The organism is Bacillus sp. 22-7, assembly GCF_010628845.1.
Lineage (GTDB): Bacteria > Bacillota > Bacilli > Bacillales > Cytobacillaceae > Cytobacillus > Cytobacillus firmus_B.
Genome location: NZ_NJQY01000054.1, coordinates 1 through 21,180, shown reverse-complemented (window position 1 = coordinate 21,180; position 21,180 = coordinate 1). Strand labels below are relative to the sequence as shown.

The window sequence follows — 21,180 nt, the reverse complement described above, 5'->3', positions numbered from 1 at the left end:
ACCCCCTCCTACTCGATTGTTCATTGCTTGTTTCTTCTTTGTATACTAAAATAGGTGTATGGAGAATTTAGAATTTTATTATAATTTTCTTGCGGCAATGTTTCATAAGAGAAACGGGTCCGCTGCCGCATGAGGGGAGGGAACGCTGTCAGCTTCAAGGACAGCCTAATTATGTCATTAAAGAAAATGATTGAAGAAAAATTCCCGCAGCAGACTAATGAAGATTGGGAACAGAGTGCAGAAAAAGCTCTTAAAGGGAAATCCTTAGAAACATTATCACGAAATACATATGAAAACATAAAATTGAAACCGCTTTATTCCAGAGAGGACCTGACCGAAATCCCGTTATCCCAATATCCGGGTGCAGAAGACTTCAGAAGGGGTTCATACGCTGCCGGATACCTGGGAGAGGAATGGAAGGTTGCACAGAAGGTTAGTGCTTCAGCTTCTGAAGAGCTGGCAGAAAAACTCCTTGCTGCTGTTGCGAAGGGTCAGACAGCGCTGGCTTTCCAGCCAGAACAGCTGACAAATCCAGAGAAGATCAGCATCGCTGTTGGAGAACTTTATAAAAAATATCCTTTCAGTGTGGATGCCGCTCAAAGTCACCGTCAATTAATAGAAGAACTTGGGAGATTAAGTGAAAGCGAAAAAATCACAGGATATATTGCAGCAGACCCGCTTGCCATTGCTGCTGCAGACAAAATGAACGATCGCTCAATCGATGAGCTTTACGAAAATTTGAATGAAACGGCCAATTCGGCAGCTGAACATATGCCAAGCCTGAAAACCATCATGGTGAATACTGCTGTTTATCACAATGGCGGCGCAAATGGCGTCCAGGAACTTGCTTTTGCACTGGCTGCAGGAGTAAATCACCTGCAGTATTTTCTTGGAAAAGGCAAAAAAATCGAAGAAATTCTATCCAAAATGCTATTCAAGTTTGCTGTTGGCTCAAACTTTTTTATGGAGATTGCCAAGCTTCGTGCGGCAAAGGTTTTATGGGGCAAGGTTGCAGAAGTATATGGAGCTGAGAGAGACAGTAAAAAAATAGTCATTTCAGCAGAAACATCCTCATTTACTAAGTCAGCTTATGATCCTTATGTTAATGTGCTGAGAGCAGGGAATGAAGCATTTGCAGCAGTATTGGGAGGAGTCCAATTCCTGCATGTCAGTCCGTATAATGAACCGGAAGGAGCACATTCTCCTTTTTCAGACCGAATTGCCCGAAACACCCAGCTCATTCTAATGGAAGAAGCGCATCTGCTGAAGGTCTCTGACCCGGCGGGCGGCTCCTGGTATGTGGAGCATCTGACGAATGAACTGATTGATAAAGCCTGGGAACTTTTCCTTGAGATAGAAGAGCTGGGAGGAATGGCTGAAGCCCTCCAGACAGGGTGGGTTCAGAGTCAGATTTCTCAAGTTCATGAAAAGAAGCAGAAAGATGTTCATACTAGAAAACAAAGTATCATTGGAACCAATATTTATGCTAACCCTGATGAAAAGCCGCTTCAAATAGAGGCCGAAACCATTGAAAACAGCAAGAGTGTTATCAAGCCAATCCCGCAGGTTCGGCTTCCAGAGTCCTTCGAAGGTTTGCGGAGTTTATCGGAAAGATTAAAGGAAAAGGGGATACGTCCTCAAGCAGGACTAATCTGTCTGGGAGAATTGAAGAATCATAAGGCCCGTGCTGATTTTATTGCAGGCTTCCTCGCACCCGGAGGGGTTGAGGCAGTCAGAAGCGGCTCAGTAGTGAACCCGGAAGATGCTAAAGCATTTATCCAAGAAACAAATTGCAGGCATTATTTTATTTGCGGATCAAACGACCAATATGACAGTATGGCTGTTCCTTTAATTAAACAACTGAAAGAAGCTTTCCCATCAGCTGCAATCTATTTAGCCGGCCTTCCTGAAGAGAGAAAAAGGGATGAATTTAAAGGTGCTGGAATCAGAGGATACATTCACATGAAAAGCGATTGCTATGAAACTCTCTTGAAGATGCTGAACGAGATGGAGGTGGCAAACAATGGCCAATAAACCAGATTTTAAAAGCCTGGATATTCATAAAGTAAAACAATCAGCAAAGGATGACTGGAAAAGAAAAGCGGAGGAAGAAATCAATTCATCCATCGATCATCTTCTCTTTGAAACAAATGAGAGAATAAAAATAAAGCCGCTATACACAAATGAAGACCTAAAAGATATGGAGCATTTAAACGATAAGCCGGGGCTTCCTCCATATACAAGGGGGCCTTATTCAACCATGTATGTGAACAGGCCCTGGACTGTCCGTCAATATGCCGGATTTTCTACTGCAGAGGAAAGCAATGCTTTCTACCGCCGCAATCTTGCCATGGGGCAAAAGGGTTTATCAGTCGCTTTTGATCTTGCCACCCATAGAGGCTATGATTCTGATCATCCAAGAGTCGAAGGGGATGTAGGGAAAGCTGGCGTGGCCATTGATTCCATCCTGGACATGAAGACACTGTTTGATGGGATCCCTTTAGATCAAATGTCTGTATCCATGACGATGAATGGCGCAGTTTTGCCTGTTATGGCTTTTTATATTGTCACAGCGGAAGAGCAGGGAGTAAGCCAGGAGAAGCTTTCGGGAACGATCCAGAATGATATTTTAAAAGAATATATGGTGCGCAACACCTATATTTATCCGCCGGAAATGTCTATGAAGATCATTGCCGACATATTTGAATATACATCAAAATACATGCCGAAATTCAATAGCATCAGCATCTCAGGATATCATATGCAGGAAGCGGGTGCACCAGCTGATATTGAGCTTGCCTATACGCTCGCAGATGGACTTGAATACGTAAGAACCGGACTTAAAGCCGGAATCGATATTGATTCCTTTGCACCGAGACTCTCGTTTTTCTGGGCTATCGGCATGAACTACTTTATGGAAGTGGCAAAAATGAGGGCAGCCCGCTACATTTGGGCAAAAATGATGAAGACCTTCAAACCCGTTAATCCCAAATCAATGGCGCTTAGAACGCATTCTCAAACCTCAGGCTGGAGCTTGACCGAGCAGGACCCATTCAATAATGTAACAAGGACTCTTATTGAAGCACATGCAGCAGCGATGGGGCATACTCAATCTCTTCATACGAATGCATTGGACGAAGCCATCGCATTGCCGACGGATTTTTCAGCCCGTATAGCGAGAAATACACAACTGTACCTTCAGGAGGAAACAGGTATCACCAATGTAATTGATCCATGGGGCGGTTCTTATTATGTAGAAGCACTAACAGATCAGTTAATTAAGCGAGCCTGGGAGCATATTGAGGAAATCGAGAATCTTGGCGGAATGGCCAGGGCAATTGAGACAGGATTGCCAAAAATGAGAATCGAAGAAGCTGCTGCCAGAAGGCAGGCACAAATCGATTCCGGAAAAGAAACCATTATTGGTGTGAATAAATACAGGCTGGAAAAAGAAGAGCCGATTGACATTCTGGACATCGACAACACAGCTGTACGATTAAAGCAAATTGAAAAGCTGGAGCGGCTAAAGGCTTCCCGCGATAATGAGAAAGTTGCTGTGGCCCTGGAGGCTATTACAAAAGCTGCAGAATCAGGGGAAGGTAACCTTCTTGAGCTTGCAGTAAATGCAGCACGGGTTAGAGCCACTCTTGGCGAAATTTCTGAAGCAATTGAAAAAGTGGCCAGCCGCCATAAAGCGATTATTCGTTCAATCAGCGGCGTTTATAGTTCTGCTTTTTCAAATGAAAAAGAAATTGCAGAAGTAAAGCAGATGACAGATGAATTCCTTGAAAATGAAGGAAGGAGACCGCGGATTCTGATTGCCAAGATGGGGCAGGATGGCCATGACAGGGGAGCAAAAGTCATTTCAACAGCCTTTGCTGATCTTGGTTTTGATGTTGATATCGGCCCTCTGTTCCAGACTCCGGAAGAAACAGCTCTTCAGGCGGTCGAAAATGACGTTCATGTCATTGGCATCAGTTCACTTGCAGCAGGCCATAAGACCCTTCTGCCGCAGCTTGCTGCTGAACTGAAGAAACTGGATAGGGAAGATATTATTGTAGTCATCGGCGGGGTAATTCCGGCACAGGATTATCAATATTTATATGAGCATGGTGCCTCTGCCATTTTTGGCCCGGGGACCGTCATTCCAGTGGCTGCCCAAAAGGTCATCAGAGAGATATACAGCCGTCTCGGGTACGAGGAAGTGACCCGGTAAATGACTGAGGATAAAAAACCGGAATGGTTTGATGAAGAAAAGGCAGAAGATTTTACAAGCACCGTGCGCAGTGGTGTGGATTCGGGTGAGCCGAAGCAGAAATTCGAGAAAATAGGCAGGTTTCAAAAAAAATCTGCCTCTCTGCCGGATCTTGACGTTCTTGAAGAAGGAATCTTGAGTGGCAGCAGAACTGTTCTTGCAAGAGCGATCACTCTGATTGAAAGTAACGCAGAGCATCATTTTCGCCATGCACAGGAACTCCTGCACAGGCTCCTGCCTCATTCAGGGCGATCGCTCAGGATCGGGATAACCGGAGTGCCGGGGGCAGGAAAGAGCACGTTCATTGAATCTTTTGGGACATATCTATGTGATGCGGGTTTAAAAGTAGCTGTTCTTGCCGTTGATCCGAGCTCAAGCTTGAGCGGCGGCAGCATCCTTGGCGATAAAACAAGAATGGAGCAGCTATCAAGAAACCCGCGTGCTTTCATAAGACCTTCTCCTTCAGCCGGGAAACTGGGAGGTGTCCACAGAAAAACAAGAGAGACCATGCTGCTGTGTGAAGCAGCAGGCTTTGATGTTATTCTCGTTGAAACCGTCGGTGTGGGACAAAGTGAAGTCATTGTAAGGGAAATGGTGGATTTCTTTATGCTTTTAACACTGACTGGGGCAGGGGATGAACTGCAGGGAATGAAAAAAGGCATTATGGAACTGGCTGATGCGGTAATTGTCAATAAAGCCGATGGAAGCAATAAAAAATTGGCCGAAAAAACAAAAGCAGAGTATAACCGTATCCTTCACTTTCTTCAGCCAGCTACTAAAGGATGGCAAACGAAAGCTTATACCTGCTCATCTGTCTTTCATGAAGGCATCTCTGAGATCTGGAATGTGATCAAAACGTTTGAAAATACGGCAAAGACATCAGGAGTTTTTGAAGAAAGAAGAAGGCTCCAGACAAAACAATGGATACATTCTATGATTCTGGATCAGCTTCAATTCAGCTTTTTTTATCATCCTGACATAAAACCGCTTCTTCCAAAAATAGAGAACGAGGTCATCGCAGGGAACAGGACGGTTACATCTGCAGTTGAAGAATTGTTTAATGTTTATACAAAAAGATAGAGCTTTCTGTTTCGGGCAGGCTTTTCCCAAAGGCAAAAAAATGGCCAGTGCCTTGCGGGCACTGGCGAATCTAGGGAGTTTAGGGGTATGGATCTAGCTGTAGTTTTATCTTTCCCCGATAATCCAAAAGCTAAACTTTTTTATTCGAAAAATTGACTTGATTGTAAAATTTACTATTGTATTGGTATTATGTATATAGTCAAGAGAATTTTTAAATGAGGAGCGATGACTTTGAATATGGATTTTAATTTATTTATGAATGATGTTGTCAGGCAGGCGCGTCAGGAAATAACGCATGCCGGCTTTACGGAATTAACGGCACCTGAAGAAGTGGATGAGGCCCTTAATAAGAAGGGAACTACACTTGTGATGGTGAACTCTGTCTGCGGATGTGCAGGCGGAATTGCCCGTCCTGCAGCCATGCATTCCCTGCATTATGATAAGCGCCCTGACCATTTGGTAACGGTATTTGCCGGACAGGATAAAGAAGCAACCGAAAAAGCAAGATCTTACTTCACAGGTTATCCGCCATCATCACCATCTTTTGCACTTCTCAAAGACGGTGAGCTATGCACGATGATCGAGCGCCACGAAATCGAAGGCCATGAGCCTATGGCAGTAGTCCAGAAACTGCAAGATGCCTTTGAGAAATATTGCGAAGAAGTTTAAATAGCGAAAAGGCCCCGAATAACGGGGCTTTTTTTTGTGTGAAATTTATCTGAATAATTAAACTTCTAATAAATAATTAAAAACCTTATTGCATAAATATAAAAATCTGTTAAAATTCATTTTAGTGAATATTTATTAATAGACATGCAGAAATTATTCATATTTTTATAGGGGGAAACAAAGATGAAAAAAGTGATCATGATTGCTATAAGCATGCTTTTAGTTGGTTTATTAGCTGCATGCGGGACTAGTGAAGAAGATGGAAAAAGCGGCTCTGGAGAAAGCTCAGATAAAAAGGTTTTAACAATGGGTACGTCAGCGGATTATCCGCCATTTGAATATGTAGATTCAGCAAAAGGGGAAGAAATCATCGGCTTTGATGTGGATTTGGCCAAAGCGATTGCTGAAAAATTGGGCTATGAAATCCAAGTGAAGGATATGGACTTTAACGGACTGATCCCTGCACTGGAAACGAGCCAGGTTGATTTTGTTTTAGCGGGTATGACTCCTACTGAAGAGCGTAAAGAAAACGTAGATTTCAGCGATGTATATTATACAGCGAGCCACATGATTGTTTCTAAAAAAGGCAGCGGAATTGAATCATTGGAAGATTTAGACGGAAAAACAATAGGTGTGCAGCTTGCTTCCATTCAGGCAGATAAGGCAGAAGAAATTGCTGAAACAGTTGATATGACTGTGGAAAACCGCAACCGAATCCCTGAGTTAATTCAGGAAATCATGGCAGGCCGATTTGATGCTGCCATGATTGAAGACACAGTTGCAAAAGGATATTTTGAAAAAAATAAAGACCTGGCCGGTTTCACAATTGAAGAAGATGAAACAGAGGCAGGCTCTGCCATTGCTTTTCCTAAAGGCAGTGAATTAACTGAAGAATTCAATGCAGAGCTTTTGAAGATGAAAGAAAACGGTGAATTGGAAGAATTGATCGTAAAATGGTTTGATAACAAATAATTCGCTGGGAATTGGCGTCCAAGGCATATCTTCCTTTGGACGCTTTATTCTTCTCAGAAAATAAATTACTTACAGAAAGGATGGAAAGATAGTGAATCTGGATTTTCAGCAGTTCATTCCCTCCCTTCCATATATACTTAAAGGCATTGGCGTCACGCTGCAAATTGTGTCTATGGCAGGCATACTGGGTTTTGTATTAGGTATTATTCTATCATTCTTTAAAATTAGCAAATTTAAATTTCTTGGCTGGATTGCAGATGCCTACACATCCGTTTTTAGGGGAACACCCCTTGTTCTTCAGCTGATGCTTATCTATTATGGGTCACCCCAGCTGATCGGATATAAAATTGATCCTTCCACAGCTGCCGTCCTGTCTTTTGGGCTTAATTCAGCGGCCTATATCTCGGAGATCATCAGGGCGGGAATCCTGGCAGTGGATAAAGGCCAAAGTGAAGCGGCAATGGCACTGGGCGTTCCATACAGGCCGGCCATGATGGATATCATACTTCCGCAGGCAATGAAAAACATTTTGCCTGCATTAATGAACGAGTTTATTACTCTTACAAAAGAGTCTGCGATCGTAACAGTCATTGGAGTAACAGACGTGATGCGCCGGGCTTACATCGTGGGAGGCGAAAAGTTTTCCTACTTCGAACCGATACTGATTGCCGGGCTGATTTATTACATTATGGTAATGGTCCTGACTGTGCTTGGAAAAGGAATTGAAAGGAGAATGAGACGCAGTGATTAAAGTGGAAAATTTGCATAAGCATTTCGGTAAACTTGAAGTTCTTAAAGGAATTTCAACCAATATTCAAGATGGCGAAGTAGTGGCTGTAATAGGTCCGTCCGGTTCCGGGAAGTCTACATTCCTCCGCTGCATCAATCTTCTGGAATTGCCAACAGACGGCAGGATTATGATTAATGGGCAGGACATTACGGATAAAAGCACAAACATAATGAAAGTGCGCCAAAATGTGGGGATGGTGTTTCAGCATTTTCATTTATTCCCCCATAAAACTGCCCTGCAAAACCTGACCTATGCACCGATGAAGGTTAGGGGATTATCAAAATCGGAAGCCGAGAAAACAGGGCTCGAGCTTTTGGAGAAGGTAGGATTATCCGCTAAAGCACACGAATACCCCAATCGTTTATCCGGGGGGCAGAAACAAAGGGTTGCGATTGCAAGAGCTCTTGCCATGCAGCCTGAAGTTATGCTTTTTGATGAGCCAACATCTGCTCTTGACCCGGAAATGGTGAAAGAAGTGCTGGACGTTATGAAGAATTTAGCACATACTGGCATGACAATGGCGATTGTTACCCATGAAATGGGCTTTGCCCGTGAAGTGGCAGACAGGGTGCTGTTCCTCGATGGCGGTGTGCTTGTAGAGGATTCTTCGCCTGAAGAATTTTTTTCTAATCCTAAGAGTGAACGTGCAAGGGATTTCTTGCAAAAAATGCTATAATCGATATATGCTATGGGAGAAGATGGTCAACATGATCATCTTCTCTTTCGCATTTAATACCTGACAGCCTTTTTTAAATTAGATGGGCAATTGAATATAGGAGTTTGAATAAATGAAATACAGAATTGGCTACCGGACAATCAAGACTGCAGTGGGGACTTCCATCAGCATCATGATTGCACAGATGCTGCAGCTTGATAATTTTGTTTCTGCAGGAATCCTGACTATATTATGCATAAAAGTCACAAAGAAAAAATCACTCCGGGCTTCATGGGACCGATTTTTTGCCTGTCTGCTGGCAATGGCGTTTTCATCTTTGTTTTTTGAGGGCATTGCTTACCATCCGCTTGTAATCGGACTGCTTCTGCTGTTTTTTATTCCGGCAGCTGTCATGGCAAAGGCCAGCGATGGAATTGTAACAAGCTCAGTTATAATTTTGCATATTTATTCTGCAGGAGAGGTTTCAAAGGACCTCTTGCTGAATGAATTGGGCATAATTATTGTCGGAATCGGTGTTGCACTAATCGCGAACCTTTACATGCCGAGCCTGGAATCGAAGCTTAAGGAATATAGACTTGAAATAGAAGAAAACTTTAAGGTTATCTTTGACGAAATCGTGAGGTATTTGCGGACCCATGAAAGCAGCTGGGACGGCAGAGAAATTACTGAAACAATGGAAATGATCGATGAGGCAAAAGCGCTGGCCTTCAGGGATGTTGAAAATCACTTTCGAAGAGATGAAAGTTTATATTATCATTATTTCAAAATGAGGGAAAAACAATTTGAAATTATTGAGAGGGTACTTCCAAGTGTTACTTCCATTGCACTTCCTGTTGAACAGGGAGAGATGATCGCTGATTTTATTGAAGAATTATCGGAACATATCCACCCGGGCAATACGGCCCTGCTATTCCTGGAGAAATTGTACCGTATGAAGGTTTCTTTTGAAAATATGGAGCTACCCAAAACGAGGGAGGAATTTGAAGCGCGTGCTGCACTGCTTCACTTTGTAAAAGAAATGGAACAGTATTTAATTATTAAGAGCTCTTTTAAAGGGTTAAAGGATAAGGAAATGAATCAAAGCGGGACTGGAGAAGCAAACTAAGGAAAAGGAATTGGAGCGTGAATTGTCATGCTGAAGTTTGCTGCAGCGGCCATCCTGTTTTTTTCACTTTCCCCAATCTGGCCATTGGGACTTAATCCGCTGCCTGGAGATTCATTTCTGATTGTCAATAAAAGCACAAATGAAGTAGCGTTTATACAGAATCATAAAGTGCAGAATGTCATCTCAGCTGCAACCGGGAAAACGGATGACCTTACACCGGAAGGGCTGTTCACTGTGACTGTAAAGGCAGCTGATCCTTACTACAGAAAAAAGGACATAAAAGGCGGTGACCCCCGGAATCCGCTCGGCACAAGGTGGATTGGGTTTGACGCAGAAAATACTGATGGCAGAATCTATGGCATTCACGGGACGAACGATCCTTCGTCCATCGGCAGATATGTCTCCAATGGATGTATCAGATTGCAGAATGAGGCAATCGAGTCTCTATACGAATCCGTGCCGCTTGGAACAAAAATCTTAGTAGTCACCTCAGCTAAGAGCTTTGACGAACTTGGAAGAGATTACGGCGCCATAAAAAAAGATAATTGAAAGAATGTACAGCTGCATCTGAATGGATGCAGTTTTTTTATGAGCTGGATAAACGCTAACTTCGGACTCTGCAGTTCATATTTTTGCCTTTGGTGTCCGAAGTTGGACTGGGTTCGGACTTTGAAACTCGGATTTCACCATTCTCTGTCCGAAGTTTCTCCAGCTCTTGGGATTTCGTTAAAAAGCATTAACTAAAACAATCAAACAAAAAAACTGCCCTGAATTGCCATTCGGAGCAGCTGAAAAATGAATAGAGTTCCCCTGTTATAAAAACATCGACATACCCATAATGAGGGTAGATGCGAGCATTGCAAATATCATTAGATAGACAATGACTTTCGCCAGTTTCTTATTTGACATTCTATGCCTCCTCGTCCCAATTCTTACTCTTATTTTACTAAGAATCATCAAATTGAACAACCGCTCAATTTTTAAAAGGATTTTCGACATTTTTAACGAATATTTAAATAATAGATTTAAAATATGCCTGTTTAATGCAGGAAGTTCATAATTTCGACATCCAAGAGGAGGGAAACAGATGATTAAGAAGGTGGACCATATTGGAATTGCTGTCAGGTCTATTGATGAAGCGCTTCCATTTTATACTGAAACGCTCAAGCTTGAATTTCTCGGATTAGAGGAAGTGGACAGCCAGGGAGTAAAGGTGGCGTTTATTAAAGCGGGGGAAACGAAACTCGAGCTGCTGGAGCCGATAAGTGAAGAAAGCCCAATTGCCAAGTTTATTGAAAAGCGGGGAGAAGGGCTGCATCATGTTGCACTGGGAGTTGACAGCATACAAGAACGCATAAACGAAATGAAAGAACAGGGTATCAGGATGCTGCAGGATGAACCCAAGATTGGTGCGGGCGGTGCCCATGTAGCCTTTATGCATCCGAAATCAGCAGGCGGTATTTTATATGAATTCTGTGAAAAGAAAGGATTGAAATAAGGCATGGCAGACATCTATGAGAAAATAAATGAGTTATACGACAGGCGCAGGGAAGTAGAACTGGGCGGAGGGGATGAGCGTATACAAAAACAGCATGAAAAAGGAAAACTGACTGCCCGGGAACGAATCGATTTATTAGTAGATCCGGGAACTTTCGTTGAGCTGAACCCATTTATTGAGCACCGCAGCACGGATTTTGGACTGGAAAACCAAAAAGGGCCCGGAGATGGTGTAGTAACTGGCTATGGAAAGGTCAACGGACGTCCTATCTTCTTATTTTCACAGGACTTTACCGTTTTTGGGGGCGCTCTGGGGGAGATGCATGCAAAAAAAATTGCCAATGTAATGGATTTAGCAGCTGAAAATGGAGCGCCATTTGTAGGCTTGAATGATTCCGGCGGCGCCAGAATACAGGAAGGTGTTGTTTCCCTTGATGGGTACGGCCATATTTTCTACCGGAATTCCATTTATTCAGGAGTGATTCCGCAGATTTCAGTTATTATGGGGCCTTGTGCCGGTGGTGCAGTGTATTCTCCGGCGATTACGGATTTTGTCTTTATGGTGGAAAAGACGAGCCAGATGTTCATAACCGGACCAAAAGTAATCGAAACGGTGACTGGGGAGAAAATTTCTCCTGAGGATCTTGGCGGTGCACTTGTCCACAATACGATCAGCGGAAACGCTCACTTTAGAGGGGAGTCCGAAGAGGAAGTGATTGGGCAGGTGCGGAGTCTGTTAAGCTACCTTCCGCAGAATAACGAAGAAAAACCGCCTATGTCCGAATGGGATGAAGAAGATGATTACCGTCCTGATTTGACAGACGTGATTCCTTTTGATGCCCTTCGTCCATATGACGTCCGAAAAGTCATTGAACAGGTAGTGGATAAAGATACTTTTATGGAGGTGCAGCGCGACTTCGCTAAAAATATTGTAGTCGGCCTTGCCCGGATCAAGGGTGAGACAGTGGGACTTGTCTGCAATCAGCCGAAGGTAATGGCGGGAGGCTTGGACATAGATTCTTCTGATAAGGCTTCAAGGTTTATCCGGTTCTGTGATTCCTTTAATATCCCACTTATTACATTTGAGGACGTCACAGGCTTTTTCCCGGGTGTTAAACAGGAGCATGGCGGAATTATACGGCACGGAGCAAAGATTCTCTATGCTTACTCAGAAGCAACGGTGCCAAAGCTTACTGTTATCTTAAGGAAAGCATTCGGTGGGGCTTACGTTGCCCTTAACAGTAAGTCTATTGGCGCAGATCTTGTTTTTGCATGGCCGAATGCGGAAGTAGCCGTAATGGGTCCTCAAGGTGCAGCCAACATTATTTTTGCAAGGGAAATCCAGAACAGTGATGATCCCGAGGCCACAAGGGCACAAAAAATCGAAGAGTACAGAGAAAAGTTCGCCAATCCATATGTGGCGGCAAGCCGGGGCATGGTGGATGATGTCATCGATCCGCGTGAAACAAGAATCAAGCTCATTCAGGCGCTTGAAATGCTGCGCAATAAGAAAGAAAGCAGGCCTCATAAAAAGCATGGAAATATCCCGCTATAATAGATTCCTGATTTGCTGTGCCAAAATTTTGGAGTTATACTTGCTTAGTAAGCTTAAATTTGGAGGTTTGTACATAAATGATTAATGAGGAACGCTTATTAAACGAATTTCTGGAACTGGTGCAAATTGATTCTGAAACAAAGTATGAAGCTCAAATTGCCAAAGTTTTGAAGAAAAAATTCAGGGATCTTGGGGTTGAGGTGTACGAAGACGATACAACTGCACAGACCGGACACGGTGCAGGCAACCTCATCTGCACTCTTCAGGGAACGAAAGAAGAAATTGATACAATTTATTTCACTTCACACATGGATACAGTTGTTCCTGGAAAAGGAATTAAACCTTCCATCAAGGACGGCTATGTTGTAACCGATGGAACAACAATCCTGGGGGCAGACGACAAGGCGGGACTTGCCGTTATGCTCGAAATTGTTAAAGTTCTGAAAGAGCAGAATATTGCTCATGGAACTATTCAGTTCATTATCACTGTTGGTGAAGAATCCGGACTGGTTGGAGCTAAGGTTCTTGATCCTTCACTTGTTAAAGCAAAGTTTGGCTATGCATTGGACAGTGACGGAAAAGTCGGAAATATAATCGTTGCCGCTCCAACCCAGGCTAAAGTGAAAGCTGCTATTCTGGGAAAAACAGCTCATGCCGGTGTTGCTCCTGAGAAGGGCATTTCTGCCATTACGATGGCATCAAAAGCGATCTCAAGAATGCCGCTGGGCCGTATTGATGAAGAGACAACGGCTAATATCGGTCGTTTTGAAGGCGGACAGCAGACGAATATCGTATGTGATCATGTTGATGTATTAGCAGAAGCACGTTCGTTAATTCCTGAAAAAATGGAACAGCAGGTAGCTAAAATGAAGGAAGCTTTTGAAAGTGCTGCCCAAGAAATGGGCGGCAAAGCTGAAGTGGATGTTCAGGTTATGTACCCTGGCTTTAAATTTGGCGAAGGTGATCATGTCGTTGAAGTAGCACGCAGAGCGGCTGCAAAAATCGGCCGCAGCTCCGAGCTTCTTCACAGTGGCGGCGGAAGCGATGCAAATGTGATCGCCGGCTTTGGCATTCCAACAGTTAATCTTGCTGTCGGCTATGAAGAAATTCATACAACCAATGAGCGCATGCCTATTGAAGAATTAAATAAATTGGCTGAAATGGTCATTGCTATTATTGAAGAAGTATCAGCTTAAACAGCAAGAGAGAGAACCAATGCGGTTCTCTTTTTTTGCTGCAGCAATCTATTATTTCCTCACTAGTTAGAAAATAATGGCTATGGTATATTGGTACTATACATAAGAGTTTCCGAGGAGGAAATAGGATGATTGAAAATAATAAAGCTGTCGTTTTCAGGGCAGGAAATGAGGAATATGCTACACCGGTTCCTTTTGTTATATCCATTGAGAAAATGGAAGGCATTACACCGATTCCTCATTTGCCCGGCTATGTAAGAGGAATTGTTAAAGTCAGGGGAGAGCTTATTCCTGTTGTGGATTTTGAAGAAATTCTCTACAGCCGGAAACTTGCTGATAGTGACTCGGCAAGAATGATCGTGCTGCAGACAGACGAGCTATCATTCGCCGTTCTTGTAAATGAAGCCAAGGAAATTCTCGATATTCCAGAAGATTGCCTGAAACAGCCAGGTTTGATTGCCTATCAAAAAACCAATTATTTCACAGGTGTGGCTAATATCGATAAAAGGCTGATTGCTATAATCGATCCTTTAAAGCTGGTGGAATCACTGGAGGGAATAAGGGAAATAAAAGAGTATATGAAAACACAGCATACAACTGCATAGCGGACGAATTATAGAACAGGGGATCAGAGAGAGATTCCCTGTTTTCGCTTTTTCTAAAAGCACCTGATTAATAGAAAAGAAAAATATTTGCTAAAATAGAACTGAATTATATTTACAGGGAAGTGCCGGCATGAAACAAATGTATCCAAAAAACGGTAGAGTTATCCTTCATGTTGATATGAATAGTTTTTATGCTTCGGTTGAGATGGCTTATGATCCATCATTAAAGGGTAAGCCTTTAGCAATCGCAGGGAATCCGGAGGAGAGACGCGGTATTATTGTAACTTGCAGCTATGAGGCAAGGAAATTCGGGGTGAAAACCACTATGCCTCTATGGGAGGCTAAAAAACTCTGTCCACAGCTGATTATCATGAAGCCCAATTTTGAGAGATATCGTGCAGCTTCTATGGGAATGTTTGATATATTGCGCGAATATTCCTCCCTTGTTGAACCTGTATCCATTGATGAAGGATATGTGGACATAACAGACAGCTATGAGTTTGGGAGCCCGATAGAAATTGCCGGGACGATACAAAAGCAGGTTTTTCAGCAGCTCGATTTGCCCTGCAGCATAGGTGTTGCCCCTAATAAATTTTTAGCCAAGATGGCTTCCGACATGAAAAAGCCAATGGGGATTACAGTACTCAGAAAAAGAGATGTACCGCATCTCCTATGGCCGATGGAAGTGGAAGAAATGCACGGAGTCGGCAAAAAAACCGGAGAAAAACTGAGAAACCTCAATATCACCACAATTGGGGAAATGGCAAAAGCCGATGAAATTATCCTAAAAGCAGCATTGGGCATTAATGGACCGAGGCTGAAACAAAAGGCCAATGGCCAGGATTTTAGAAAGGTCGATCCCGACTCTGCATCTGAATTTAAAAGTGTGGGGAATTCGACCACACTGCCAAGAGATGTCTCAAATCAAAGAGAGCTGCTCCAGGTATTTGAAAAGCTGGCTGCACAGGTTTCCTCCAGATTGAAGAGGAAAAAGGTTATGGCAGTTTCTCTCGGAATTACTATCCGGTATAAGGACCGAAAAACCATTACAAGAAGCCGAAAACTGAAGAATCCGATTCAGCATAATGATGAAATTTACCAAATAGCAAAAGAGCTTTTTATAAAACATTGGAATGGAAATGCAGTACGGCTTCTGGGCATTACAGGAACAGACCTTGTCGAACCCGAACAGGCGGTTAAACAGCTGGATTTGTTCAGTTTTGAAAAAGACGCCAAAAAGGAGCCGCTATTTCAGACAATGGATCTTTTGCGCAAGAAATACGGCACTAAAATAATCGACAATGCGGGTGCACTTTCGGACATGAAATTGACCAGCCCCAAAATCGGCACTGACACCAGCTTTAATAAAGACTTTTTGCATGGCAGTCCAGCAAGAAGTGATAAAAAAGAAAAAGATGATCATTCATGAGTTTTTAAGGCAGCTATAAGCAAAACTAAGACAGGAAAGTTGAATCAGAATAGGAATCTTGCTAAAGTATAGTGGATTATTTTATTGAATTTTGCATGTAACGCATAAAGCCTGGAAGGGAAGGTAATAAGATGACGAAATCGCAGTTTGGTGTTATCGGCTTAGCCGTCATGGGCAAAAATCTTGCCATGAATATTGAAAGCAGAGGGTACTCAGTATCAGTTTTTAACCGGTCACGTGAAAAAACGGATGAGATGCTTAAGGAAGTGGAAGGAAGAAACTTTAAAGGTACATATACAATTGAAGAATTTGTTGATTCTCTGGAAAAACCCCGCAAAATCATGCTTATGGTGAAAGCAGGCGGTCCGACAGATGCGACAATTGAGCAGTTAAAGCCTCTGTTGGATAAAGGGGATATTCTGATTGATGGAGGAAATACCTTCTTTGTGGATACGCAGCGCCGCAATAAGGAATTAAGCGAGCTGGGCATCCATTTTATCGGTACGGGTGTTTCCGGCGGTGAAGAGGGCGCTCTAAAGGGTCCTTCCATTATGCCTGGCGGCCAAAAAGAAGCCTACGAGCTGGTTGCTCCGATTTTTCAAGATATTGCTGCAAAGGTGAATGGCGAAGCATGCACCACATACATTGGTCCAGATGGGGCAGGACATTATGTGAAAATGGTTCATAACGGTATTGAATACGGCGATATGCAGCTGATTTCCGAATCTTATTTTCTTTTGAAAAACGTGCTTGGTTTGACTGCTGAAGAGCTCCATGAAGTATTCGCAGAATGGAATAAAGGCGAACTTGACAGCTATCTGATTGAAATTACGGCTGATATTTTCACGAAAAAAGATGAGGAAACCGGTAAGCCGCTGGTAGATGTCATCCTTGATACAGCAGGCCAAAAGGGAACCGGCAAATGGACAAGCCAAAGTGCGCTTGACCTCGGTGTACCGCTTCCAATCATTACTGAATCCGTTTTTGCCCGATTCATTTCTGCCATGAAAGAAGAACGTGTGAATGCAAGCAAAGTCCTTCGCGGACCGGCTGCACAGGACTTCACAGGTGATAAAAAAGCATTTATCGAGAGTGTCCGCAAAGCCCTTTACATGAGTAAAATCTGCTCATATGCACAAGGCTTTGCTCAAATGAGAGCAGCTTCCGAAGAATATGGATGGGATTTGAAATACGGTGATATTGCGATGATTTTCCGCGGCGGCTGCATTATCCGTGCCCAATTCCTGCAGAAAATCAAGGAAGCATATGACCGTGAGCCAGGCTTGAAGAATCTCCTTCTTGATCCGTACTTCAGGGAAATCGTGGAAAGCTATCAGGATGCTGCCCGTGAAATTATCAGTGTGGCTGTAAAGAACGGCATTCCTGTACCATGCTTTGCTGCTGCTTTGTCCTATTATGACAGCTACCGAACAGAAACATTGCCTGCAAACCTTCTTCAGGCACAGCGTGACTACTTTGGTGCACACACCTATCAGCGTACAGACAAAGAAGGCATTTTTCATACAAACTGGATGGAATAATAAAAAAACAGCGTCCGAGCGGCGCTGTTTTTTGTCTTTTAAAAAAAATAAAAACCCCCTTCATCAGCAAGGGGGTCTCAGAATCATTAACACTGTTCAACATCAAGGTCAGTTACAGGCCACCAGAAGAAACCGTCTTTTTCAAGCAGCCGGTCTGCTTCTTTTGGACCCATGGAACCGGATTCGTAATTAGGGAAGCCTTCTTCTCTTGTGTTTTCCCAAACGTCGGAAATTTTGTCGACAAAGCTCCAGGAAAGGGCCACTTCATCCCAGTGTGTAAAGTTTGTTGCGTCACCGCGCATGCAATCATATAAAAGCCTTTCATAAGCTTCAGGTGTATTCATGTCATCGATGCCTTTGTTGGCAAAGTTTAATTTTACCGGTGTGGCTTCAATGTTTTGACCTGATTTTTGGGCATTTAAATAAAGGGTAATCCCTTCTTCTGGCTGAATATGGATCACCAGCAGGTTTGGATTTAGCGTTTGCTCAGTCTGATAATATAAGTTCATCGGAATATCCTTGAACTGGATAACAATTTTCGTTGATTTAGCAGCCATCCTTTTTCCTGTGCGAATGTAGATAGGCACACCTGCCCAGCGGAAATTGTCAATCATCAGCTTGCCTGCTACATACGTTTCGGTGTTTGATTGCTCATCCACCATCGGCTCTTGATTGTAAGCTGGTACTTCCTGTCCATTTAAATGGCCTTTTCCATATTGGCCGCGGACAAAGTAATCTCTTACCTGATCGCCTTCAATTGGACGCATGGCTCTTAAAACTTTTACTTTTTCAGATCTGATTTCATCTGTTGTCAAGCGGATTGGCGGTTCCATTGCCAATAAGGCAACCATTTGCAGCATATGGTTTTGAACCATGTCACGAAGGGCGCCGCTTTTTTCATAGTAGCGGCCGCGTTCTTCAACACCCAGTATTTCGCTTGATGTAACCTGGATATTTGAGATGTAGCGATTGTTCCATAAGGGTTCGAAAATCGCATTGGCAAAACGAATCACTTCAATGTTTTGCACCATTTCTTTCCCCAGGTAATGGTCAATCCGGTAAATTTCATTTTCTGAAAAAGCTTTTCGGATTTGCTTATTAAGCTGCTTCGCTGATTCAAGATCATGCCCAAATGGTTTTTCAATGACAAGACGCTTAAACCCATCTACATCTGTCAGGCCATCTGCTTTTAAATGCTCTGCAATGGTTCCGAAAAACTCAGGTGCCATGGCAAGGTAAAAAATGCGGTTGCCTTCAAGGGAATAGTGAGTATCCAATTCTTCAGCCATGCTCTTTAATGCCAAATAGGAACTGGAATCCGTCACGTCATGCGAATGATAGTAAAAGTGAGAAATAAAATCTTCAAGTTCTCCGTTATCTTTTATAGCGGACTCAACAGAGGCTTTAACACTTGCCTGAAACTCATCATTTGATAGCGGCCTTCTCGCAACCCCTACAACGGCAAAGCGATCAGACAGCCTGCCCTTTTTGTATAAGCGGTAAAGTGAGGGAAACAATTTTCGTTTTGCCAAATCCCCTGTTGCTCCAAATATCATTATTAATCCGGCCGGTTTTTCGTTTGTTTTCACGATTCTAGAACCTCTTTTCGACAAAATTTCTGTATGTAAGGCGGGACTGACTTTTGTCCGTCCTCAGCTTGAGAAGAAGCTGTTATATTGCATTGCAAAAAAACGTCTGTACAAGTATAAAATTGTATCTGTTTACAGCTATTTTCGCAAATATTAAGTTTGTCCTTTTTACCATAGTTTCTATCTAACAGCCAGGAACTATCCTTTCAAATAACACAAAAAACAATTGTTAATTGAATGAATTCCGAGGCTGCTATGGTATATTGTTTATATTCATACTGGCAAGAACAGACAGGCTTAATCCCTAAATTGCCGGAAGGAGGTATTTTATATGGACATATTTTTTCTGGGAACGGGAGCAGGAATTCCCGCTAAGCTGAGGAATGTATCTTCGATGGCTTTAAAGCTCCTTGATGAAAGAGGGAGCATATGGCTTTTTGACTGTGGCGAAGCGACCCAGCATCAAATTTTACATACAAGCATTAAACCGAGAAGAATTGAGAAAATCTTTATCACACATCTTCATGGTGACCATATTTATGGTCTGCCCGGCCTGCTTTCAAGCCGCTCTTTCCAGGGCGGTGATACAGAGGTGACCCTATATGGGCCAAAAGGTTTGAAAGAATTCATTGAAGTCTCGCTATCTGTCAGCGGCACATATCTTAAGTACCCTTTAAAGGTAGCTGAAATCACTGAGGGTATTGTGCTTGATGAAAAAGATTTTAAGGTGGAAGCCCGAATGCTCGAGCACGGAATATCCTCTTATGGCTACCGGATTACAGAAAAGGACCGTCCGGGCACATTGCTTGCGGACAAACTTGCTGAAGCGGGAATCAAACCAGGTCCGATATATAAGAAAATAAAGCTTGGTGAAGACATAGAGCTTGAGGATGGAAGTATTATCGAAGCAAAAAAATTCCTGGGGCCGGCTCAAAAGGGAAGAATTGTCACGGTGCTGGGTGATACCAGATTCTGCGATGCGGCAATATATTTGGCAGCCGATGCTGACCTATTAATACATGAGGCAACCTTCTCCGGGGGGGAAGAGAAGCTGGCATACGATTATTTTCATTCGACAACCCTGCAGGCAGCTCAGGTTGCGCTCGAGGCGAATGCAAGGAAACTTTGCCTGAATCATATCAGTTCACGATATGAACGCCAGGATTGGGAACAGCTTGTGAAAGAATCACAGACTATTTTCCCCAACACGGTTATTGCTGAGGACTTTAAAGAATTTCATATCCCGCTTGCTAAAGGAGAGGCGAATTAAATGAAAACTTTCTATATCGTGCGCCATGCAAAGGCTGAGGGCCAGCCTTTCTCTGCCAAATTGACAGAAAAGGGAAGGGAACAGGCATTAAAATTAATTGATTTCTTTAAAGGCAAAGAAATCAATCGCATTTATTCAAGCCCTTTTGTTCGGGCGATTGAAACAATCCGGCCGCTTGCACAGTCCAGAAACCTTGATATCATTGAGGAAAGCCGTTTGGGTGAAAGGGTGCTGAGCTCTATTCTTTTTAATGATTGGCAGGACAAGCTTAAGCAAAGCTTTACCGATTTTGATCTCGTTTTTGAAGGAGGAGAATCTCATTTATCAGGAATGAAACGAGCCTCTTCCCTGCTGGATGAATTAATCGCGTCCAATGAGAATCACATCGTTCTGGTCAGCCATGGCAATTTATCGACACTGCTTCTGCGTTATTTCGATGAAGATGCAGGCTTTGAGCATCTGATGAAGATGAGCAACCCGGATGTTTTCGAAATTAAAGTAAATGGTGAAGATACCGTATGGAAGCGGATTTGGAATGAAAAGTAATGCCTGGAAAAATTGAATTTTTCAAATTTGGCATTGACGGCTCTCTGCATGCATACTATAATCACACTTATACTTTAAAACATTATAGTAAAAAGCTATGAAGAGACTCTATTAAGTTTTATCTCCCTGTTTATAGAGAGCCAGTGGATGGTGGAAACTGGCACAAAGATAAAATGAATTTCATCTTGGAGCTTATCTTTCCTGCATATAGCAGAAAAGACGGTAAATCCGTTATATTTTTGAGTGGAAAGTCACATGCTTTCAAAAAGGGTGGTACCGCGTGAACCTAAATTCACGTCCCTTTTGAAGAATGTGGCTTTTTTGTTTTTTAAAATAGAAATCCGGCCGGTTTCTATAAAGTGAAACTTCAATCAGTGGGGTGCTTTATCCCCACTGATTGTTAGT

Annotated in this window: 19 protein-coding genes and 1 other annotated feature; of the genes, 17 read left to right on the top strand and 2 right to left on the bottom strand. The window is 42.9% G+C overall.

Annotated features, from left to right (window positions below):
• Nucleotides 1-171: 171 nt before the first annotated feature.
• The 9 genes from CE058_RS24545 (at nt 172) to CE058_RS24505 (ending at nt 10,096) form a co-directional block, all read left to right on the top strand.
• Nucleotides 172-2,034 (top strand): methylmalonyl-CoA mutase family protein, encoded by a 1,863-nt coding sequence (locus CE058_RS24545; RefSeq protein ID WP_048008214.1) that lies wholly within the window; start codon nt 172-174, stop codon nt 2,032-2,034.
• On the top strand, nt 2,024-4,216 hold the full coding sequence (scpA, locus tag CE058_RS24540) for a methylmalonyl-CoA mutase (protein ID WP_048008213.1): 2,193 nt from the start codon (nt 2,024-2,026) through the stop codon (nt 4,214-4,216). Before CE058_RS24545 ends, scpA begins: the two co-directional genes overlap by 11 nt.
• Nucleotides 4,217-5,335 (top strand): methylmalonyl Co-A mutase-associated GTPase MeaB, encoded by a 1,119-nt coding sequence (gene meaB / locus CE058_RS24535; protein ID WP_163145325.1) that lies wholly within the window; start codon nt 4,217-4,219, stop codon nt 5,333-5,335. It begins immediately after the preceding gene.
• Nucleotides 5,336-5,566: 231 nt separating this feature from the next.
• The gene (locus CE058_RS24530; protein WP_048008211.1) at nt 5,567-6,004 is read left to right on the top strand and encodes a BrxA/BrxB family bacilliredoxin; all 438 of its coding nucleotides are present in this window, start codon (nt 5,567-5,569) and stop codon (nt 6,002-6,004) included.
• A 183-nt stretch (nt 6,005-6,187) separates the two neighbouring features.
• On the top strand, nt 6,188-6,976 hold the full coding sequence (locus CE058_RS24525) for a transporter substrate-binding domain-containing protein (RefSeq protein WP_163145324.1): 789 nt from the start codon (nt 6,188-6,190) through the stop codon (nt 6,974-6,976).
• 91 nt (nt 6,977-7,067) lie between these two features.
• Entirely contained in the window at nt 7,068-7,727 is a 660-nt protein-coding gene (locus CE058_RS24520) for an amino acid ABC transporter permease (protein ID WP_035330029.1), read from the top strand.
• Nucleotides 7,720-8,442, top strand: coding sequence for an amino acid ABC transporter ATP-binding protein (locus CE058_RS24515; RefSeq protein WP_048008209.1), 723 nt, complete (start codon nt 7,720-7,722; stop codon nt 8,440-8,442). The genes CE058_RS24520 and CE058_RS24515 overlap by 8 nt, the downstream gene beginning before the upstream one ends.
• Before the next feature lie 112 nt (nt 8,443-8,554).
• Complete coding sequence (locus CE058_RS24510) at nt 8,555-9,547, top strand: aromatic acid exporter family protein (RefSeq protein WP_163145323.1); 993 nt, start codon at nt 8,555-8,557, stop codon at nt 9,545-9,547.
• Nucleotides 9,548-9,574: 27 nt separating this feature from the next.
• The gene (locus CE058_RS24505) at nt 9,575-10,096 is read left to right on the top strand and encodes a L,D-transpeptidase (RefSeq protein WP_197087579.1); all 522 of its coding nucleotides are present in this window, start codon (nt 9,575-9,577) and stop codon (nt 10,094-10,096) included.
• A gap of 264 nt (nt 10,097-10,360) precedes the next feature.
• Here the strand turns inward: CE058_RS24505 and prli42 are convergent, their stop codons facing one another.
• A complete protein-coding gene (prli42, locus tag CE058_RS24500; protein WP_152539676.1) occupies nt 10,361-10,456 on the bottom strand; it encodes a stressosome-associated protein Prli42 in 96 nt (31 codons plus the stop codon).
• Nucleotides 10,457-10,634: 178 nt separating this feature from the next.
• On the opposite strand from prli42, the gene mce reads away from it, so the two are divergent.
• The 6 genes from mce (at nt 10,635) to gndA (ending at nt 17,370) form a co-directional block, all read left to right on the top strand.
• The gene (gene mce / locus CE058_RS24495) at nt 10,635-11,045 is read left to right on the top strand and encodes a methylmalonyl-CoA epimerase (protein WP_048008206.1); all 411 of its coding nucleotides are present in this window, start codon (nt 10,635-10,637) and stop codon (nt 11,043-11,045) included.
• A gap of 3 nt (nt 11,046-11,048) precedes the next feature.
• Nucleotides 11,049-12,599 carry an acyl-CoA carboxylase subunit beta gene (locus tag CE058_RS24490; RefSeq protein WP_048008205.1) on the top strand — a complete coding sequence of 517 codons (1,551 nt, stop codon included), beginning with the start codon at nt 11,049-11,051 and terminating at the stop codon, nt 12,597-12,599.
• 77 nt (nt 12,600-12,676) lie between these two features.
• Entirely contained in the window at nt 12,677-13,795 is a 1,119-nt protein-coding gene (locus CE058_RS24485) for a tripeptidase T (protein WP_048008204.1), read from the top strand.
• Between the two features lie 128 nt (nt 13,796-13,923).
• Complete coding sequence (locus CE058_RS24480) at nt 13,924-14,400, top strand: chemotaxis protein CheW (protein WP_048008203.1); 477 nt, start codon at nt 13,924-13,926, stop codon at nt 14,398-14,400.
• Between the two features lie 130 nt (nt 14,401-14,530).
• On the top strand, nt 14,531-15,829 hold the full coding sequence (locus CE058_RS24475; RefSeq protein WP_048008202.1) for a DNA polymerase IV: 1,299 nt from the start codon (nt 14,531-14,533) through the stop codon (nt 15,827-15,829).
• 131 nt (nt 15,830-15,960) lie between these two features.
• Nucleotides 15,961-17,370, top strand: coding sequence for an NADP-dependent phosphogluconate dehydrogenase (gene gndA, locus CE058_RS24470; protein WP_163145322.1), 1,410 nt, complete (start codon nt 15,961-15,963; stop codon nt 17,368-17,370).
• A gap of 86 nt (nt 17,371-17,456) precedes the next feature.
• Here gndA and zwf read toward each other — a convergent pair whose 3' ends face one another.
• Nucleotides 17,457-18,926, bottom strand: a complete 1,470-nt coding sequence (gene zwf / locus CE058_RS24465; RefSeq protein ID WP_048008276.1) for a glucose-6-phosphate dehydrogenase — start codon at nt 18,924-18,926, stop codon at nt 17,457-17,459.
• A 364-nt stretch (nt 18,927-19,290) separates the two neighbouring features.
• Between zwf and rnz the strand changes: the two genes are divergently transcribed.
• Both rnz and CE058_RS24455 read left to right on the top strand, forming a co-directional pair.
• Nucleotides 19,291-20,229 carry a ribonuclease Z gene (gene rnz / locus CE058_RS24460; RefSeq protein WP_163145321.1) on the top strand — a complete coding sequence of 313 codons (939 nt, stop codon included), beginning with the start codon at nt 19,291-19,293 and terminating at the stop codon, nt 20,227-20,229.
• Nucleotides 20,230-20,775: a histidine phosphatase family protein gene (locus tag CE058_RS24455; protein WP_048008199.1), complete on the top strand. Its 546-nt coding sequence runs from the start codon at nt 20,230-20,232 to the stop codon at nt 20,773-20,775.
• An 88-nt stretch (nt 20,776-20,863) separates the two neighbouring features.
• Nucleotides 20,864-21,080 (top strand) — a binding site (T-box leader).
• The last annotated feature ends 100 nt before the right edge of the window (nt 21,081-21,180 follow it).

Coding starts and splice junctions, on each gene's coding strand:
- CE058_RS24545 (WP_048008214.1), top strand. CDS start 172: ATGTCATTAAAGAAAATGATTGAAGAAAAATTCCCGCAGCAGACTAAT.
- scpA (WP_048008213.1), top strand. CDS start 2,024: ATGGCCAATAAACCAGATTTTAAAAGCCTGGATATTCATAAAGTAAAA.
- meaB (WP_163145325.1), top strand. CDS start 4,217: ATGACTGAGGATAAAAAACCGGAATGGTTTGATGAAGAAAAGGCAGAA.
- CE058_RS24525 (WP_163145324.1), top strand. CDS start 6,188: ATGAAAAAAGTGATCATGATTGCTATAAGCATGCTTTTAGTTGGTTTA.
- CE058_RS24510 (WP_163145323.1), top strand. CDS start 8,555: ATGAAATACAGAATTGGCTACCGGACAATCAAGACTGCAGTGGGGACT.
- CE058_RS24505 (WP_197087579.1), top strand. CDS start 9,575: ATGCTGAAGTTTGCTGCAGCGGCCATCCTGTTTTTTTCACTTTCCCCA.
- prli42 (WP_152539676.1), bottom strand. CDS start 10,456: ATGTCAAATAAGAAACTGGCGAAAGTCATTGTCTATCTAATGATATTT.
- mce (WP_048008206.1), top strand. CDS start 10,635: ATGATTAAGAAGGTGGACCATATTGGAATTGCTGTCAGGTCTATTGAT.
- CE058_RS24490 (WP_048008205.1), top strand. CDS start 11,049: ATGGCAGACATCTATGAGAAAATAAATGAGTTATACGACAGGCGCAGG.
- CE058_RS24485 (WP_048008204.1), top strand. CDS start 12,677: ATGATTAATGAGGAACGCTTATTAAACGAATTTCTGGAACTGGTGCAA.
- CE058_RS24480 (WP_048008203.1), top strand. CDS start 13,924: ATGATTGAAAATAATAAAGCTGTCGTTTTCAGGGCAGGAAATGAGGAA.
- CE058_RS24475 (WP_048008202.1), top strand. CDS start 14,531: ATGAAACAAATGTATCCAAAAAACGGTAGAGTTATCCTTCATGTTGAT.
- gndA (WP_163145322.1), top strand. CDS start 15,961: ATGACGAAATCGCAGTTTGGTGTTATCGGCTTAGCCGTCATGGGCAAA.
- zwf (WP_048008276.1), bottom strand. CDS start 18,926: ATGATATTTGGAGCAACAGGGGATTTGGCAAAACGAAAATTGTTTCCC.
- rnz (WP_163145321.1), top strand. CDS start 19,291: ATGGACATATTTTTTCTGGGAACGGGAGCAGGAATTCCCGCTAAGCTG.
- CE058_RS24455 (WP_048008199.1), top strand. CDS start 20,230: ATGAAAACTTTCTATATCGTGCGCCATGCAAAGGCTGAGGGCCAGCCT.